The organism is Plantactinospora sp. B6F1, assembly GCF_040120695.1.
Lineage (GTDB): Bacteria > Actinomycetota > Actinomycetes > Mycobacteriales > Micromonosporaceae > Plantactinospora.
Genome location: NZ_JBEEAC010000027.1, coordinates 37,576 through 55,470, shown reverse-complemented (window position 1 = coordinate 55,470; position 17,895 = coordinate 37,576). Strand labels below are relative to the sequence as shown.

The following is a 17,895-nucleotide window of genomic DNA, read 5'->3' as shown; positions in this document are numbered from 1 at the left end:
CTCACTTGCGCACCTTGGCGCCGCCGATCTCGCGGTCCCACCGGCTGAACGCCTCGACCAGTGCCTTGGCGTCCAGCGGCACCTCCAGCGGGTTGTTCGCGATCAGTTGCTCGTACTCCGGGCGGCCGTACCTCTCGATCGCGTCCCGGCTGGCCTGCGGCGCCATCGACAGCGGCACGTCCCTGATCGCCGGGCCCGGGTAGAAGTAGCCCTGGTCGTACGCCTTGGCCTGCTGCTCCGGCGTCAGCATGTGGTTCAGCAGGGCCAGGATGGCGGCCTGCTTGTCCGTCGAGACCCCCTTGGGCACGACCGCGTAGTGCGCGTCGGTGACCCAGTGGAAGCCGTCCAGCGTGCCGATCCTGGCCTCCTCGGGCACGGTGCCCAGCACCCTCGGATTGATGTCCCAGCCGGTGGTCGTGACGATGATCTTCGCCGACCCGTTGGCCAGGTTCTTCATCGTCTCGCCGGTTCCGGACGGGTAGAGCCGGACGTACTTGTTCAGCTCGGCCAGGTAGGCCCAGGTCTTCGCCCAGCCGTTGACCGGGTCCTTCGGGTTCGAGTCGCCGAGCAGGTACGGCAATCCCATCAGGAAGGTGCGGCCGGGGCCGGAGTTGGACGGGCGGGCGTACTGCACCGCGCCGGGATTGGCCCTGGCGTAGTCGAGCAGCCCCTGGGCCGTGGTCGGCGGGTTCGGCACCTTCGACGGCAGGTATTCGATCAGCGGCCCGGACGGGTAGTAGGTGATCGTCACCCCGTGGTCGCCGGCGAGTTCCTGCATCGCCGCCGCGCCCGGCAGGTAGTTCGCCATCCCCGGCAGCCGGTCGGCGTGGGTGGGCAGCAGCGGAGTCCAGAGGTCCTGGTCGATGCCGGCGGCGAGCCCGTCCACCCCGGTCAGCACCAGGTCGATCTCGACCCGGTTGGCGTCCTGCTGCGCCTTGACCTTGCCGACCAGTTCCGGCGAGGGCGACTTCGAGTACGTCACCCTGGAGACCGTGTCGGAGTTCTTCGCGACGAAGTCGTCGATCATCGACTGGGTGAGTTGCAGGTTGCCGGCGACGTCGAGGATGTTCAGTACGACCGGCGAGCCGGGTTTGTCCGGCACCGCACCCCCGGTCGGGCCGGGCCCGGCGGCCTCCGGCGCACCGCAGGCGGCGGCGACCAGACTCAGCGCGGTCAGGGCGGTGGCGGCGAACCGTGGGCGTTGGCTTCGGCGCATGGGCATCCCTCTCTGGGTTCGAGCGCGTCCGTCGTGCCGTCGGAGTTGAAAAGTTTCAATATGTCGGCCGGTTCACCCCGACCCGTCCGGGCCGGGGTGAACACCGATGGCGCGGCCTCGCGACCGCCCGCGGTCTCAGCGGCCGGTCCGCCGGCTCTCCGGCGGACCGAGATAGCTGTACGGCAGCTCGGCGGTCTCCACCACCAGGTGCTGCACCACCACGGTCGGGTCGACCATCCAGAACTTCAGGGTGTGCACCCCCGGCCCGTCGACGGGGTGCGTGGTCGTGGTGACGTTGACGTTCTGCGAGGTGTTCCGCTCCCACTGCCGGTTCATCGAGGTGTCGTTCGCGCCGGTGGCGGTGGTGACGTTGACGACCTGCGGAGCGGCGCCGTCGATCGAGACGGCGTAGCGCAGCCCCTCGGTCGGCAGCACGTTGTTGCGCGGCGACAGGTACGCCGACACCTTCACCGGGCCGGCCGAGGTCAGCGTCAGCTCGTACTCCAGGCGCGGGCTGCTGTCGCCGGGTGTCCGGCTGGCCGCGGTGACCGGGAACGGCGTCAGCCCGTCGCCGGTACGGCCGAGGTCCGGAATCCGCTTCCAGTGCACCCCGCCGCCGTGCACCGCCCGGGTGTAGTGCCCGGCCGGGATCGACACGTAACCGTTCGCCTCGACGTGCCCCCTCGGGCGCAGACCCCGCGGATTGTCCACCCTGGCCCGCACCACGACGCTCTCGCCGCCCGGGCCGGTGACCGTGATCGGCACCGTCGTGTCGCCGTGCGGCGCGTGCCGCCAGTCGACCCGGACCTCGATCCGGACCTGGTCGGTGACCCGGCCCGCCGTCCGGCTGAGCCTCAACCAGGGCGCGCCGGCCCGGACCGTGTAGTCGAACGGCACCGAACCCCGGTTGAAGATCTCCAGGTACTGCCCCGGCTGGCTCTGGTACGGGCTGAACGTCGGCAGCACCGCCGGTCCGGACTCGGCCGGCCAGTACTTCTCCGAGCCGTCGATCGCGACGCCCAACTCGGCGGTGGCCGGCAGCTCGATCCGGCGCAGGTGCGGGTAGAAGGCGTCCGGCAGCGCCTGGTGGTTGAGCTCGGGCTGCTGCCACGGCGCGTTCGGGCCGTACCGCTCGACGTCGCCGTACCCGATCTTGGGTTGGGTCTGGAAGCCCCGCCACTTCCCGCCGGCCAGCGTGTTGTTGTAGTAGTCGGACATCGCCTGGTCGGTGTCGAAGTACCGCTGCGCGAGGTCGGCCATCGCGTTGGTGGCGGCCCGGCCCTGCGCGGCGTAGAGCAGGTTGGTGAACTGCGCCTCACGCAGCGCGTAGAGGTTCGCCGTCGCCGCCACCTGGTAGTGGACGAGCTGGTAGTAGGCGTCGTCGTAGCTGTCCGGAAGCCGCGCCCGGACCCGCCCGGCCCGGTCGGCCAGCTCGGCCCACTCCCGCACCACCCGGCGCATCTCCTGGTAGGCGGTCAGGCTGTACGGGTTGTCGTCGGTGTAGACCACCGCCGAGGAGTCGGTCGCCGGGTCCTTCGCCGGGTCCAGGGTGATCCGGCGGTTCAACAGCTCCGGCTTGCGCCGCGCCTGGAGCCGGCCGTACTCGTGCAGGATCTCGCCGATCTCGGCGGCGTACCGGTCGGGGAAGTTCTGCGCCGCGTACGCCCGCTGCCAGTCGTCGAGCCGCTCGATCGGGATGGCGTCCGGATCCCAGGCGTAGTCGAGGAAGAGCTGGAGCGGCAGCTCCTCGTTCTTCATGTCGCCGACGTTGACCACCCAGAGCCGGTCCACTCCGTAGCGGTAGCTCAGGTGGAGCTGCTCCCAGGTACTGGCCAGGTTGATCGTGTCGACCCACTTGTAGTTGCGGCCGCCGCCGACGTAGTCGAAGTGGTAATACATGCCGTACCCGCCGGGGCGGGCCGGCAGGCTCTGGTCCGGCAGCCTCCGCAGGTTGCCCCAGTTGTCGTCGCAGAAGACCACGGTGACGTCGTCCGGCGGGCGCATGCCCCGGTCCCAGTAGCGCTGCACCTCCTTGTAGAGCGTGAAGACCTGCGGGATGTCGGGGAGTTCGCGGCCGCTTTCCTCGGCGAGGATCTGCCGCTGGGCGGCGATGATGCTCTCCATCAGCTCGATGCCGTCGCCGTCGGGCAGGCTCACGTCGCCGTTGCCGCGCATGCCGAGCGTGACCACGCCCTCGAAGTCCTGCTCCGTCATCCGCTCGATGCCGTCCCGCCAGTACTCCTGCAGCGCCGCCGAGTTGCGCCGGAAACTCCACTCGCCGTTGCCGCCGTACGGGTCCGTGCCGCCCCGGGCGTGCCGGTTCCACTCCTCGATGCCGCGCATCATCGGCGCCTCGTGCGAGGTGCCCATCACCACGCCGTACTCCTTCGCGGTGGCGTGGTTGGCCGGGTCGTCCTCGGCGAAGGCGCGGCCCCAGACCGCCGGCCAGAGGTAGTTCGCCTTCAGCCGGAGCATGGTCTCGAAGACCTTGGCGTAGAAGTGCCGGTTGAGGCCGCCCTGATAGCCGGGAGCCAGCCCGGGGCCGAAGAAGTTCGGCGCCCAGGTGCCCAGCGCCGGGTTCTCGTCGTTGATGAAGAAGCCCCGGTACTTCACCGCCGGGGTGCCCTGGCTGTGCCGGCCCGGCAGCAGGTGCAACTCGGCGCTGTGTCGGGCCGGCACGTCGTCCCACCAGTACCAGGGCGAGACGCCGATCTGCTTCGACACCTCGTACGTCCCGAAGATGGTGCCGCGCTGGTCGCTGCCGGCGATCACGAAGGCACGGCGGACCCCGGGCAACGGGTTGGCGACGATCTGCTGGACCGAGGTCTCCCACCGGCCGGCGACGCCGCGTACGTCGAGCTTCCGGGCGGCGATCAGCCCGTCGATCAGCGGGCTCTTCCCGATGGTGCCGACCAGCACGACCTCGCCGCGTCCCGGGACCCGGTCGGTGTGTAGCGCCGGGCGTACCCCGGTGACCCGCTCGACGTCGCCGCGCAGGTCACCGACGGCGCGGACCACGCCGGGGTGGTCGCTGGCGCTGACCACCAGCGTCGCGGCCCGACCGCGTTCGACCAGCGGCAGGCTGCCCGGCTTCGACCGGGGGGAGACGAAGCCCGCCCGATCCTGCCTGGCTTCGCCGCCGTGCCCACCGGCCGTGGCCGAGGAGGGGCCGAGGGCGGGTGCGGCCGCCACGGCGAGGGTGAGCGACAGCAGCGTTCGCCAGGCCTTCGGGCTGGTGCGTCGGCCGTGGACGGAAGCCGGTGGGTCGGGGGGACTGGTGAACCTGCTCATTTCGCGCTCCGGACCGTAAGAGGGTGGGCATGACCGGGTGCCTGCGAAACTCGTCGGAACCGTTCCGGAAAGGAAATCTAGACAGCCATCGATATCCGGTCAAGAGCGCGCGATCCGGAGGCGGGAGACCACCGTGCCGGCCCGCCCGCCTACCGCCCGGGCCGGGGCGGGTCAGTGGACCTTTTTCAACCTCCCCTTGCGGTCCGTCGGAGCGCGAGGTCGGACGCGGTGTGTGAGCGCCGCGCGGTTCAGGTTGAAGAAGGTTCAGTCGCTGCTGTTGGCGATCGCCTCCTCGAACTCGGCCCGGACCCGGTCGCCGCCGGTGCTCCGCCACTGCTTGAGCACCTCGCCCCAGGCCGAGACCGGCTTGCGCCCGCTGAGGATGTCCATCTGGGCGTCGTTGACGATGGTGCCGAGCTGGCCGGAGCGCCGGGACCAGGTGTCGGAGAAGAGCCCGAGGGTGGGATCCTTCACCGCCGTCGGAATGATCGACTTCTGGTACTCGTACGACTTGCGGGTCGCCTCCGCCGCACCGGGCACGAAGATCACGTCGGGCGCGTCCACGATGTAGCGGATCCCGAGCACCGTCTGGGTCACCCCGGCCTGGGTCAGCTCCGGCCCGCCCTGCCGCATCCGGTAGTGCACCCCGGCGACGCCGTACCGGCGCAGCAGCCACTCCTCGGTGCCGAACGGCGCGGCCAGCCAGTTGCAGACCCTCAGCAGTGCCCGGATCCGGCCCTCGTTGGCCTTCCTGAACGCGGTGAAGTTGTTGGTCGCCTGCGCCTGCCAGGTGGCCGCGAACCCGCCACCGCCGTGCCGGGGCGGCCGCATCCCGCCGATGTCGAAGTCCGGCCCGGCGATGTTCTCCGCGAAGAACTGCGGCCACGCGGTGTACCGGTCCGCGATCATCAGGGCGCTGCCCGCGTTGAACCACTTCTTCGTCGGCGCGTTGTTGCTGAAGCTGTCCGGATGCACCACGCCGTCCTTGACCAGCCGGGCGGTGTCGGCGAGCGCCTGGCCGAACTCCTCCCGCTCGTACGCGCTGACCAGCTGGCCGCCCTCCAGCTTCCACCGCCACGGGTTGCCGAGCATCTGCCGGACGAAGTCCAGCGGAGCCTGGGCCAGCGCCCAGCGGTTCGCCCGGGCGTCGGTGACCTGGCGGCAGAGGTCCCGGAACTCGGCGAAGCTGCCCGGCTGGGGGTCGGCGTCGAGCTGCGTGAACAGGTCGTCGCGGCGCATCATCAGGGTGCCGCCGATGCCCCGGGGCACCGGCAGGCCGTAGATGCCGCCGTTGTAGCGGCAGTCCCGCCAGGCGTCGGTCGGCAGGTTCGCCAGGAACGGGTACTCCCGCACCGCGTCGCCGCTCAGGTACGGGCTGAGATCCTGGCACTTGGCGGCGAGCCAGGCCGGCAGGTTCGCCGTACCGGCGGGTAGGCCGTTCGGGGTGTACAGCGCCGGCACGATGATGTCCGGCAGGTCGTCCCCGGCGACCAGGGTGGCGAACTTGGTCGGCATGTCGGCGTTGGGCACGATGGTCAACCGCAGGTTGACGCCGAGCCGGCGGTTCATCTCCTGCCAGAACGGGTTCTGCCCGACCGCCGGCGGTACCGGCGAGTTGGTCAGGACGAAGGCGGAGAGCTCACCGCCGTCGCCGGGCGGGCCGTCGGTGGCCCGCACCGGCGGCTCGGGGTAGCTCAGGAAGGCGTCCAGCAGCCCTTGCCGGTTGCCCTTCAGATCCGGGCTGACCCCGGTGTACGGGAGGTAGCTCGGCAGCGTGGCCGAGTTGCTCGCCCGGTTCCGGTCGTCGCCCGCGGGGGCGCCGCCGTCGCCGCAGCCGGCGAGCAGGGCAGGGGTGGCGATCAAGGCGGCACTGCCGAGCGCACCGGTCAGAAACTGTCGGCGGCCGATCGGCGGATCACTGGTCATCGAGGCTCCATGAGGCGCTGCGGGATTCGGGGGAGGAGGAGCGATTTTTCAGCCCTTGACCGCGCCGATCAGGACGCCCTTCGTGAAGTGTCGCTGCACGAAGGGATAGACGACGAGGACGGGGACGACGGAGAGCACCAGGATGGCCATCTGGATCGCCTCCTGGGGCGGCAGTGCCGCGCCGGCCGAGCCGAGCTGGTCGACGCCGAGCTGGGTCTGGTTGACCACATACGTCCGCAGCACGAGCGGCAAAGGCCACTTCGCGGTGTCGTTCAGGTAGAGCAGGGCGTTGAAGAACGCGTTCCAGTACGCCACCGCGTAGAACAACCCGATGACCGCGAGTACCGCTCTGCTCAGCGGCAGGACGATCCGGAACAGCACGGCGACGTCACCGGCACCGTCGATCCGGGCGCTGTCGATCACCTCCTGGGGCAGGTCCATGAAGAACGCCCGCAGGATGATCACGTTGAACGCGTTGACCGCTACCGGCAGGATCAGCGCCCAGTAGCTGTCGAGCAGCCCGAGGCTCTTCACCACCAGGTAGCTCGGGATGATTCCCGGGGCGAAGAGCAGGGCGAAGAGCACCACCATCAGCAGCGGGCGGTGCGCCACCGACCGGGGGCGGCTCAGTCCGTACGCCAGCAGGATGGTGGTGGCCATGCTCAACGCCGTACCGGCGAGGGTGACGAAGAGGCTGACCAGGGTCGCCCGGGTCACCACGCCACCGGAGAGGATCGCGGCGTACGCGGCGAAGCTGACCTCGTCGGGGACGAGCACGAAGCCGCCGTCCCGGGTGATCTGCTCGCGCGTGGCGAGGCTGGTGGAGACGATCCCGAGGAAGGGTACGACCACCGCCGCGCAGCAGACCGCCAGGATCAGGCCCTTCAACGCGCGTACCGGTCTCGACGCGACGGTGACGCCCGCGATGGTCGGTCGGTTCGTCATCGCCGGTAGACCCCCTGCGCTCCGAAGCGGTGCGCGAGTCGGTTGGCGCCGAGCACCAGCAGCAGCCCGACCAGGCCCTTGACCAGCCCGACCGCGGCGCTGACCCCCCAGTCACCGGCGAGGATGCCGTTGTTGTAGACGTACGTGTCGAGCACCTCGCTGGCGTCCACCCCGACCGCCGGCTGCTGGAGCACGATCTGCTCGAAGCCGACGGTCAGCGCGTCACCGAGTCGCAGGATCAGCAGCAGCACGATCAGGCCGCGCAGCCCCGGCAGGGTGATGTGCCACAGTTGCCGCCACCGGCTGGCGCCGTCCACGGCGGACGCCTCGTAGAGCGTGCCGTCGATCCGGGAGAGCGCGGCCAGGAAGAGGATCGTCGCCCAGCCGGCGTCCTTCCAGAGCACCTGGCCGGTGACCAGGGCGAAGAACGCCTCCGGATTGCTGACGATGCTGACCGTGCCGAGGTCGTGGTCCAGGAGGAACCGGTTGAGCAGACCGCCGTCGCCGAGCAACTGCATGAAGATCGCGACCACGATCACCCAGGAGAGGAAGTGCGGCAGGTAGAGGACGCTCTGCACCACCCGCCTGAGTCGCTGCGACATCAGGCTGTCCAGTAGTAGTGCGAGGGCGATCGGTGCGGGAAAGACGACGAGCACCTGGAGCAGGGTGATGATCAGGGTGTTGGCCAGCGCGTTCAGGAACGCCGGATCGCCGCTGACGATGATCCGGAAGTTTGCCAGCCCGCTCCAGGGACTGTCGACAATCCCGACGTACGGCTGGTAGTCCTTGAACGCGATCACGTTGCCGAGCCACGGTAGATAGTGGAACGTCAGCAGGAGGGCGACGCCGGGAAGTGCGGCGAGCAGCAGGATGTGATCCCGCCGTACCCGGTCCCACCACGACAAGCCGGCCTACTCTCCATCCACTCCCGCCGGATGCGCGCCGTGGACACACGGTGGATCGCGGCAGTTCCGGAGGTCGGCTGTTACATCGGGGTAAACCTAGGGTCACCCCTGATGAGCGTCAAGACACGAATCGATCCCGTCGGGATCCCCTCGGGCGGTCAGTGCGGAAACACCCTCGGCGTACGGCTGGAGACGTCGCACCGGAACGCCTCGATGCGCGACGCACTACTCAGCTCCGCCGGTCAGCACCGAGATCGCGGCGGCCGGCCTCGCCCGGGGGCGGATCAGGCGCGGAGGCCGCCGTCGACCGGCAGGCAGACGCCGGTGACGAAGGAGGCGCGGTCGCTGAGCAGCCAGGCCGCCGCCTCGGCGATCTCGTCCGGCTCGGCGGCCCGGCGCAGCGGGGTCAGCGTGTTGAGCCGCTCGACGGCGGCCGGTTCGTCGTCGGCCCACTGCCGGATCACCCCGGTCATCGTGGTACCCGGGGCGATGGCGTTCACCCGGATGCCCTCCGGGCCGTACTCGACGGCGGCGGTCTCGGTGAGGCTGTTCACGGCCCGCTTCGTCGCCGCGTACGGGCCGAGCCCCGGTGCGCCGCGCAGGCTGCCGACGCTGCTGACGTTGACGATCGCCCCCGACCCGGCGGTGGCCCGGATCGCCCGGATCTCCGCGGTCATCGAGAGGAACAGTCCTCGATAGTTGACCGAGGTGACCAGGTCGAACTTCTGCTCGGTCGCGTTCACCATCGGGGTGTGCGGGATCGAGATGCCGCCGTTGTTGAGGGCCACGTCCAGCCGGGCGTGCAGCCGGATCACGTTCTCCACCGCAGCCTGGATGCTTCCCCCGTCGGTCAGGTCGGCCAGCACGTAGTCGGCGGTCCCGCCGCCGTCGCGGATCTCTCCGACCACGTCGGCGAGTTCGGACTCGGTCCGGGCCGCCAGCACCACGGCGGCACCCTCGCGGGCGAACAGCCGGGCGGCGCTCGCGCCGATGCCGCGACCCGCGCCCATCAGCAGCGCGACCTTGCCGGCGAGCAGGCCGGCTCCGTTGCCCGGGGCCTTCGTTCCGGTCATGCACCCACTCTCCCGTCACGCGTGGCCCCTCGGCCAACGCCAGCCTAGGCAGCCTCGGGGTGGCGCCGATGCCGAACGCGGGAACCGACCTCCGCGACCTGTCCGGTCCGCTACCGGACCGGGGGATTCGCCGGGTCGGCCCGCGTCGTTGCCGTCGACCGCCCGGAACAGCCGGCCCGCCTCCCGGCTGACCGCCTGCGTCGGTCGACGCCGGGCGGGTGGTTCTACCCTGGCAGGCATGCGACCTGTCAGGCCGGTTCGTGTCGCGGGGGCTGAGGTGGACGTGGTGGTCCCGGCAGGTTCGGGCCCGATGGCCGGGGTCAGCATGGCCGGGTTCCGCGCTCGGGCGGAGGGTCGGGTCGAGCTTCAGGCGGTTCCGCACCCGGCACTCACGCTCTTGTTCGACTTCGGCGATGTGCTGCTCGTCGATGGCGCCGGCGGCGAGCGGAAGAGTGGCAGTGTCGTCGTCGGCCTGGCCTCGGGCAGCGTCCGAGGAAGCGGGCGCGAGGTCGACCTGCTGCAGGTACGGCTCTCGCCGGTGGTCGCGCACACGACGCTCGGTGCGGCGTTCGAGTTGGGTGCGACCGTGCTCGGTCTCGAGGATCTCTGGGGGCGGCGGGACACCGAGCGGATCGAGGGGCAACTGCGTGCCGCGGGATCCTGGAACGACCGCTTCGGGGTCGTGGCGGCCGCGCTTGCCGGCCGACGTGCGGCAGGCCGGGCGGTGGATCCGGAGGTCGCCTTCGTCTGGGGGCAGATGGTGACGCGCCGGGGGCGGGTCCGGGTGGAGCGCCTGGCGGACGAGGTGGGCTGGAGCCGCACGCGGCTGTGGTCCCGATTCCGGTCACAGCTGGGTCTCACGCCCAAGCGCGCCGCGATGCTGATCCGGTTCGACCACGCGGCACACCGCCTCGCCGCAGGGCACAGCGCTGCCCGGGTGGCGGCGGAGAGCGGCTTCGTCGACCAGTCCCACCTCTGCCGGGATGTGATGGCCCTTGCCGGGATGACACCCGCGACCGTGGCGGTCGCGCCCTGGCTCGCGGTGGACGACGTCGCGTGGCCCAGACGGTAACGGGCCTGCAGGGTACGCCCCCGACCCGGCGCCCTGGCGCCTGGCCGGCCGGGCTGACCGGCTGACCGGGCTGACCGGGTGGAACATTTCTCCAATACCGGCGGCGCCCGCGTCGACGATGCTGTCAGCCATGCCCGAGAGCGCACGATGGCCATTGAGCCACCTGACGGACGGTCGGACGATGACGACGCACACGCCCGGGACCGGGACGATATGAGCGGCAGGGCGCCACTGGGCACCCGCCTCCTGCGGGACGGCCAGGACTGGGAGGCCATGACCGAGGAGCAGGTGATCGCCGCGGGGGAGAAGGCCAACCGCGCGGCATTGTCCCGGGCCGCACGGATCGTCACCGGCCGGCCTGACCGGCACGCCCGGATCGAGGAGGCCACGATCGAGCTTCCGGGCCGACGCCTGATGCTGCGGGTGCACCGTCCGAAGAAGGCGGACCGGAGACTGCCGCTGGTCGTCTCGTTCCATGGTGGAGGCTTCATCGGCGGCACCGCCGCGCAGAACGACTGGCTCAACAGCCATCTCGCGGCCCGCTGCCCGGCCGTGGTGGTGTCGGTGGAGTACCGCCTCGCACCGCGGCACCCGCTGCCCCGGCCGATCGAGGACGGCTACGACACGCTCGTCCGGCTGGTCGAGGACGCCCCTGGCTGGGGCGTCGACCCCAGCGCGGTCGCGGTACTGGGGGAGAGCGCCGGGGGCATGATCGCCGCCCTCGTCGCGTTGCGGGCCCGCGAGGACGGCCCGCCGCTGCGCGCCCAGGTACTGAACTATCCGACCACGGACTGGACCGAGACGCTGACCGACTACCCCTCGGTCGCCGAGAACGCCGACAACCCCACGCTCTCACCGTCCCGGCTGCGGGTGAGCCGCAGGCTGAGCCTGCCGTCCACGCTCGACCCGCACAGCGTGTCCCCGGTGAAGTTCGAGAATCTCGGCGGCCTGCCACCGGCCCTGGTCGTCACCGCCGCGCTGGACCCGGTGGCCGACCACGGGCGCCGGTACGTGGAGCGGCTCCGTGAGGCGGGCACCGACGCGCGCCTGACGTGTTACCCGAAGGCCACCCACGCCTTCCTCAGCATTCCCGGGTTGGTACCGGCCGCCCGGCCCGCACGCCGGGAGATCCTCGACTTCCTCCGTGGCCACCTGCATCGCGCCGGGTGAGGATGACCAGACCGGACGGCCGGGACCCGGTCGAAGACCAACCGTCTGGAGCCGGCCGTCGCCGAGCCCGGCGGTCTAGAGCCGGCCGTCCGGGTAGCGGGTCAGGTAGCCACCCATGGTCCGGAAATAGTCGGTGGCGGCGTGCTCCTGGCCGTCGTCGGTGCGTACCCGGGTGATGGCCAGGCCCGGCCGGTGCCCCCGGCGCGCGTCGGCGCCGGCCACGATCACCACGCCGTCGCCCTCCCGGTAGAAGATCCGGCCGGGCGTGCCGCCGTAGCGACCCTGTGAGACCCGTGCGGCCAGGATCCGCAGTCGCGCGCCGTCGTGGTGGGTGAAGGCGTTCGGGTACGGATCGGACTGCGCCCGCACCAGCCGTTCGATCTCGTCGGCCGGCCAGTTCCAGTCGATCCGGCTCTCCTCGATGGAGCGCTTGTGGAAGAAGCTCGCCTTCGTGCGGTCCTGCGGGGTCCAGTCGGTGCGGCCGGAGGCGATCAGCGCCAGCCCGTCGACGGTGATCGGGCCGAAGAGTTCCAGCGTGCGGTGGAACAGGTCGGTGGCGCTGTCGGTCGGGCCGACCGGTATCGCGCGTTGCAGCACGATGTCACCGGCGTCGAGGGTCTCGTCCATCAGGTGCGCGGTGACCCCGACCTCGCGCTCGCCGTTGAGCAGCGCCCAGATCAGCGGGCTGAACCCGGCGTACGCGGGCAGCAGCGAGTCGTGCACGTTCAGCGTCCCGTACGGCGGCAGGTTGAAGATCTCCGGCGGGAGCCAGGTACGCCAGTTGGTCGCCACGATCACCTCGGGCGCGGCCTGCCGGAGCCGCTCCATCAGCTCGGGGTCACCGGGACGCTTGCGGAGCAGCACCGGTACGTCGTGCTTCTCGGCCAGTTCGGCCACGGAGTCGTCCCAGATCTTCTCGTACGCGTGTTCACTCTTCGGATGCGTGACGACCAGGGTCACCTCGTGCTCGGAGTCCAGCAGCGCCTGCAGGGTGCGGTGCCCCCAGGTCTGGTAGCCGAACATCACAACCCGCATCGACGGTCTCCTCTACGGTTGGTTCGTCTTGCCCCGGTCGCGCGTTCCGATCAGCCCTTTCGGGCCTGCGTTCCCGTGCGGTTCGCACTGGTCAGGTGGTCCATATTGTCCTTGACCATGGTGTAGGTTAGCCTAACCTAAATGCTGCGGATGGTCGACCGTCCGCGCCAGCCGCACCTCGTCCGCACGGATCCACGTCCTCCACCACGCCGCCGACCGGCCGGCAGACTGATGGGACAGGTATGTCACGAACCAATCGCAGCGACGACTCCCAGGTCCACGATCTCCTCGGCATCGGCTTCGGTCCGTCGAACCTCGCCCTGGCCATCGCCATCCGGGAGGCCGCCGCCGGCCCGGGCCGGATCGACAGCGCGGTCTTCCTGGAGCGCCAGGCCGGCTTCGGCTGGCACCGGGGGATGCTGCTCGACGACGCCACCATGCAGGTGTCGTTCCTGAAGGACCTGGTGACGCTGCGGAACCCGGCCAGCGGGTTCAGCTTCCTCTGCTACCTGCAGAGCCGGGGTCGGCTGATCGACTTCATCAACCACAAGAACCTCTTCCCGTCCCGGGTCGAGTTCCACGACTACCTCGAATGGGCGGCGGCGCAGGTCGACGACATGGTCCGCTACGGGCACGACGTGGTCGACGTACGCCCGGTCTGGCGGGACGGCGAACTCGACCACTTCGAGGTGCTGGCCCAGGCCGGCCCGTGCTCCGCCGCCCCCGTCGGCTACCGGGCCCGCAACCTGGTGCTGGGGGTGGGGCTGCGGCCGTACCTGCCGGAGGGCATCACCCTGGACACCCGGGTCTGGCACAGCCGCGACCTGCTGCCGAACCTACGCGGCCTGGTGCCGGCGGCCCCGTCCCGGTTCGTCGTGGTCGGTGCCGGGCAGAGCGCGGCCGAGGCCGTCGACCACCTGCACCGCGAGTTCCCCGCCGCCGAGGTCTGCGCGGTCTTCTCCCGGTACGGCTACAGTCCGGCAGACGACAGCTCGTTCGCCAACCGGATCTTCGACCCGGCGGCGGTGCAGGAGTACTTCACGGCACCGCCGGAGGTGAAGGAGTCGATGCTCGCCTACCATGGCAACACCAACTACTCGGTGGTCGACGCCGAACTCATCGACGAGCTGTACCGACGCGTCTACCAGGAGAAGGTCCGGGGCATCGAACGGCTCCGGGTGCTGAACCTGTCGCGGCCGGTCGAGACGGTCCGCACCCCGACGGGGGTGCGGATGGTGCTGGAGTCGCTGGTGACCGGCGAGCGGAGGGTGCTCGACGCCGACGTGGTGGTCTTCGCCACCGGATACCGGCCGGTCGACCCCTTCGAGCTGCTCGGCGAGGCGGCGCAGGTGTGCCTGCGGGACGACGCCGGGCGGCCCCGGGTGGACCGCGACTACCGGCTGCGGACCCGACCGGAGGTACGGGCCGGCATCTACCTCCAGGGCGGTACCGAGCACAGCCACGGCATCTCCTCCTCGCTGCTCTCCAACACCGCCGTGCGGGCCGCCGAGATCCTCGACTCGATCTGCGTCCGCTCCGCCGTGTCGACACCCGACCGCGAACCCGAGTACGCCGGTGCCTCCGGCCCCGCCTGACCCGGTACGGCTTACCCCTCGCCGGCTGACCGGGCCCGGTCAGCCGGCGAGGGCCGACGGGTCCGGGCCCGCCGATGGGTCCGGCGAGTGGTCCGGCTCTGCGGTCGACCCGTCCGGGGCGCCCTCGTCCGGCTCGGCCGTGCCGGGTCTTGGTCCGGTGTGGCGGTTCCACTCGAAGGTGACCTTCATGTGAGCCTCGCCGGTAGTCTCGGCGACCACGAAACCGCCCTTCGCGGCGACCTTGAGACCGAATTCGATCGCCACCCGGTCGGCCCCGCCAGCGTCGCGGGCCCGTGCGGCGGCGCTCTGGGCCAGCCGGTGGAACCGGTCGAACGCCTCACCGAACGTCTCCGACAGCCGGGCCACCACCTCGCGGGGGCGACCGGCCGGAGCGACCCCGGTGACCTGGTGGGTCACCTCGACGAGCACGCTGCTGTCGTCGTCGACCGGAATCTCCACGTAGTAGGTCATCGCCGTCCTCCCCGTCGACGAACCGCGGCCGGCCCAGTCTAATGGCGGATCATCAGCATTCCGGACCGTCGTCCGGTCATCGGTGCCCGCCGTCTGCCCGCCCCTTGTCCGACGTCGATACCTTCGAGGTCCACTACAAAATCGTCAGTTCAGACCGGGAGGCTCGCACATGCCCCACCTCACTCCGTCGGACATCCGCAGCGTCGCCTTCCGGAAGCCACCGCTCGGTCGACGCGGCTACGACGAGCAGGAGGTCGACGAGTTCCTGGACCAGGTCGAGAGCACCATCTCCGCACTGACGGAGGAGTTGGCGGCACTGCGTGGGCACCGGGCCCCCGCAGCCGCGCCGCCCGCAGCTGCGGCCGGTACCGCGTCCAGTGCGGTGGCCGAGCCGCAGGTGGCGATCCTCGCCCAACTCGAAGAGATCCGGGCCCGGCTCGACTGCATCGAGGCCGCGGTCGCCGGTGGTGGCCCGAGGTCGTCCTTCGGCGATCCGATGTTCCGAAGTTGACCCCGTGAGTGACGCGTCGCGCCGGGCCACTGGCCCCGCTTGGCCGGAGTGCGGGGTGTAGGGCGGAGCCCGGTAGGCCATCCACCGCGCTGGTCGCCCCGGAGGTCATGCGGGCCATTCGCACCCGCGACCGGCCCGCGTGCTATGCCTTCCCGTCCAGGGGCGGCTTTCCACCTGGACATCGAGGGATCTTATTGTGCTGAGCCGCCCCGAGTTTGTTTAATTACCCAACGATCCCGTCATCGATGGGAGTGCGGAAGGGGAGGATCCCATGAGGAAGTTCGCCACCCGGATCGCGGTGGTCGCGATCGTCGGGGCCGGCGCGGCGGTCGGGCTCACCGTCGTACCGGCCCAGGCCGCACAGGCCCAACCGTGCAGCGCCGACGGTCTTAAAATGTACGGCCGCTACCCGATCGAGCACGACCAGCGGATTTACCACTGCGCGCCGGATCCGTTCACCCCGCGCTGGGTCTTCTCCGAGACCTGCCCGGCGGGTACCCGGCCGGCGACCACGCTCGCGCTGTACTACCCGCACAGCAACACCGGGCCCTACCTCGCGACGACGACCTGCGCCAGCGCCTGAACCTGTTTCAACCTGAACCGCGCGGCGCTCACACACCGCGTCCGAGCTTGCGCTCCGACGGACCGCAACGGGAGGTTGAAAAAGTTCACTGATCACCGCCGGTGCGGGGACGGTGGCCGCCGGGTCGTCTGCGGGGTCCTGACCGGACCATCAGACGCCGACGGCCACCGGCACCAGCGGCCGGGGGTGGTGCCGGCTGGTCGGGATCACCAGCGGAGTGCCGGTCAGCGGGTCGGTGCTCACCTCGCACCGCAGGCCGAAGACCTCGTCGACCACCTCGGCGGTGACCACCCTCGACGGTTCGCCCTGCGCGACGATCCGGCCGCTCTTCATCGCGATCACGTGGTCGGCGTACCGGCACGCCTGGTTGAGGTCGTGCAACACCATCACCACGGTGCGGCCGTCCCGCCGGTTCAGGTCCACCACCAGATCGAGTACGTCGACCTGGTGCGCCAGGTCCAGGAACGTGGTCGGCTCGTCCAGCAGCAGCACCGGGGTCTGCTGGGCCACCGCCATGGCGATCCAGGCCCGTTGCCGCTGCCCACCGGAGAGCTCGTCCACCGGCCGGCCGGCCAGCTCGGTGACCCCGGTCGCGGCTAGCGCATCGGAGACCGCCCGCTCGTCGTCCAGCGACCACTGCCGCCACCACGTCTGGTGCGGCGAGCGGCCCCGACCGACCAGGTCGATCACGGTCAGACCGTCCGGGGCGATCGGGGACTGCGGCAGGATCCCCACCTGCCGAGCCACCTGCCGGGTGGGCAGGGAGTGGATCGCCCGGCCGTCGAGCTGGACGCTGCCGGCCGTCGGGTTGAGCAGCCGGGCCAGCGCCCGCAGCAGGGTCGACTTGCCGCAGGCGTTGGCGCCGACGATCACACTGATCCGGCCCGCCGGTATCACCAGGTCGAGATCGTCGACGACCACCCGGTCGCCGTACGCCAGGCGCAGCCGTTCGGCCCGCAGCTCGGGTTGCCCGGCGGCGCTCGACGGCGGGGCGTCGAGGGTGGCGTCGGCGATGGTCAGGTCCACGGTCATCTTCAGCCTCCAGAACCGGCGCGGTTGGTCCGGACGAGTAGCCAGAGCAGGAACGCCGCGCCGAGCGCCCCGGTGACCACGCCGACCGGGAGGTCGACGTCGGGGATGAGCCAGCGGGCCACCAGGTCGCTGGCGGAGACCATCAACGCCCCGGTGAGCGCCGACGTCAGCAGCGGTGGCGCGGGGAGCCCCGCCAACCGCTGGGCGACCTGTGGTGCGGCCAGTGCCACGAACAGCACCGGCCCGGTGGCGGCGGTGGCGAACGCGACCATCGCGACGCCGACCAGCACCAGGCAGAGTCGAGCCCGTTGCACCGGGATGCCCAGGCCCTGCGCCACGTCGTCGCCGAGGTGCAGGGTCCGGCTCCACCGCCCGAGCAGCATCCCGGCGGGCAGCAGTACCAGCACCGCGGCGGAGAGCGGGCGGACCGTCTCCCAGCCGCGGCCGCTGAGGTTGCCGACCAGCCAGCCGAGCGCCGCCTGTGCCTCGGCCAACTGGGCCCGGGTCAGCAGGTAGTCGGTGGCGCTGGTGCACATCCAGGAGACGGCGATGCCGACCAGGACGATCCGGTAGCCGGTGGCGCCGCGCCGCCAGGCCAGCAGGTAGATCAGCGCGGCGGTGGCCAGCCCGCCGATCAGGCCCAGCGCCGGCAGGCTCAGTCCGGCGCCGCCGAGCACGATGGCGGCCACCACGGCGGTGGTGGCACCGGCGTTGATGCCGATCATGTCGGGGCTGGCCAGTGGGTTGCGGGTGATGGTCTGGAAGATCGCCCCCGAGACGGCGAACGCGGCACCGGCGAGTACGGCGGTCAGCGCCCGGGGCAGCCGCAGCTCCCGCACGATGAAGACCTGGCCCGCATCGCCGGAACCCCAGAGCGCGGGGACCACCTCCAGCGGGCTGACCGGGTAGTCGCCGGTGGCGATGCCGACGCAGAAGACCACGAACGTCAGCACGACGAGCCCGAGGCAGCAGAGCAGCAACCGGACCAGGAGCACGCCGGAGACCGGTGGCCGGTTGATCCGGAACGCGGTACGCCCGCCGGTGCGGCGCAGGTCGAGGAGGGTCACCCC

General features: G+C 70.9%; 15 protein-coding genes. 5 read left to right on the top strand and 10 right to left on the bottom strand.

The genetic code is table 11. The annotated features are described in order from the left end of the window. Position 1 precedes the first annotated feature (1 nt). From ABNF97_RS26405 to ABNF97_RS26380, 6 genes are all read right to left on the bottom strand, one after another. Positions 2 to 1,216, bottom strand: coding sequence for an ABC transporter substrate-binding protein (locus ABNF97_RS26405; protein WP_349340163.1), 1,215 nt, complete (start codon positions 1,214 to 1,216; stop codon positions 2 to 4). 135 nt (positions 1,217 to 1,351) lie between these two features. Then, a complete protein-coding gene (locus ABNF97_RS26400) occupies positions 1,352 to 4,507 on the bottom strand; it encodes a glycosyl hydrolase 115 family protein (RefSeq protein ID WP_349340162.1) in 3,156 nt (1,051 codons plus the stop codon). A gap of 264 nt (positions 4,508 to 4,771) precedes the next feature. Beyond that, positions 4,772 to 6,433, bottom strand: a complete 1,662-nt coding sequence (locus tag ABNF97_RS26395) for an extracellular solute-binding protein (protein ID WP_349340161.1) — start codon at positions 6,431 to 6,433, stop codon at positions 4,772 to 4,774. 48 nt (positions 6,434 to 6,481) lie between these two features. After that, positions 6,482 to 7,378, bottom strand: a complete 897-nt coding sequence (locus ABNF97_RS26390) for a carbohydrate ABC transporter permease (RefSeq protein WP_349340160.1) — start codon at positions 7,376 to 7,378, stop codon at positions 6,482 to 6,484. Beyond that, positions 7,375 to 8,283: an ABC transporter permease subunit gene (locus tag ABNF97_RS26385; RefSeq protein WP_207230540.1), complete on the bottom strand. Its 909-nt coding sequence runs from the start codon at positions 8,281 to 8,283 to the stop codon at positions 7,375 to 7,377. The genes ABNF97_RS26390 and ABNF97_RS26385 overlap by 4 nt, the downstream gene beginning before the upstream one ends. A gap of 284 nt (positions 8,284 to 8,567) precedes the next feature. After that, positions 8,568 to 9,356, bottom strand: a complete 789-nt coding sequence (locus ABNF97_RS26380; protein ID WP_349340159.1) for an SDR family NAD(P)-dependent oxidoreductase — start codon at positions 9,354 to 9,356, stop codon at positions 8,568 to 8,570. A gap of 238 nt (positions 9,357 to 9,594) precedes the next feature. Here ABNF97_RS26380 and ABNF97_RS26375 point away from each other — a divergent pair, with 238 nt between their 5' ends. Next, positions 9,595 to 10,428: an AraC family transcriptional regulator gene (locus ABNF97_RS26375; RefSeq protein WP_349340158.1), complete on the top strand. Its 834-nt coding sequence runs from the start codon at positions 9,595 to 9,597 to the stop codon at positions 10,426 to 10,428. Positions 10,429 to 10,701: 273 nt separating this feature from the next. Next, positions 10,702 to 11,598, top strand: a complete 897-nt coding sequence (locus ABNF97_RS26370; RefSeq protein ID WP_349340178.1) for an alpha/beta hydrolase — start codon at positions 10,702 to 10,704, stop codon at positions 11,596 to 11,598. Positions 11,599 to 11,673: 75 nt separating this feature from the next. Here the strand turns inward: ABNF97_RS26370 and ABNF97_RS26365 are convergent, their stop codons facing one another. Then, positions 11,674 to 12,633, bottom strand: a complete 960-nt coding sequence (locus ABNF97_RS26365; RefSeq protein WP_349340157.1) for a methionyl-tRNA formyltransferase — start codon at positions 12,631 to 12,633, stop codon at positions 11,674 to 11,676. 242 nt (positions 12,634 to 12,875) lie between these two features. Between ABNF97_RS26365 and ABNF97_RS26360 the strand changes: the two genes are divergently transcribed. Further along, positions 12,876 to 14,228 (top strand): lysine N(6)-hydroxylase/L-ornithine N(5)-oxygenase family protein, encoded by a 1,353-nt coding sequence (locus ABNF97_RS26360; RefSeq protein ID WP_349340156.1) that lies wholly within the window; start codon positions 12,876 to 12,878, stop codon positions 14,226 to 14,228. Between the two features lie 39 nt (positions 14,229 to 14,267). On the opposite strand, the gene ABNF97_RS26355 is transcribed toward ABNF97_RS26360, so the two are convergent. After that, positions 14,268 to 14,699, bottom strand: coding sequence for a CU044_2847 family protein (locus ABNF97_RS26355; protein WP_349340155.1), 432 nt, complete (start codon positions 14,697 to 14,699; stop codon positions 14,268 to 14,270). Between the two features lie 169 nt (positions 14,700 to 14,868). On the opposite strand from ABNF97_RS26355, the gene ABNF97_RS26350 reads away from it, so the two are divergent. Next, positions 14,869 to 15,210, top strand: coding sequence for a DivIVA domain-containing protein (locus tag ABNF97_RS26350; RefSeq protein ID WP_349340154.1), 342 nt, complete (start codon positions 14,869 to 14,871; stop codon positions 15,208 to 15,210). Positions 15,211 to 15,481: 271 nt separating this feature from the next. Next, complete coding sequence (locus ABNF97_RS26345) at positions 15,482 to 15,793, top strand: hypothetical protein (RefSeq protein ID WP_130463263.1); 312 nt, start codon at positions 15,482 to 15,484, stop codon at positions 15,791 to 15,793. A gap of 150 nt (positions 15,794 to 15,943) precedes the next feature. Here ABNF97_RS26345 and ABNF97_RS26340 read toward each other — a convergent pair whose 3' ends face one another. Both ABNF97_RS26340 and ABNF97_RS26335 read right to left on the bottom strand, forming a co-directional pair. Then, positions 15,944 to 16,825, bottom strand: a complete 882-nt coding sequence (locus ABNF97_RS26340) for an ABC transporter ATP-binding protein (RefSeq protein ID WP_349340153.1) — start codon at positions 16,823 to 16,825, stop codon at positions 15,944 to 15,946. 2 nt (positions 16,826 to 16,827) lie between these two features. Continuing rightward, entirely contained in the window at positions 16,828 to 17,892 is a 1,065-nt protein-coding gene (locus ABNF97_RS26335; RefSeq protein ID WP_130463261.1) for an iron chelate uptake ABC transporter family permease subunit, read from the bottom strand. Positions 17,893 to 17,895 lie beyond the last annotated feature (3 nt).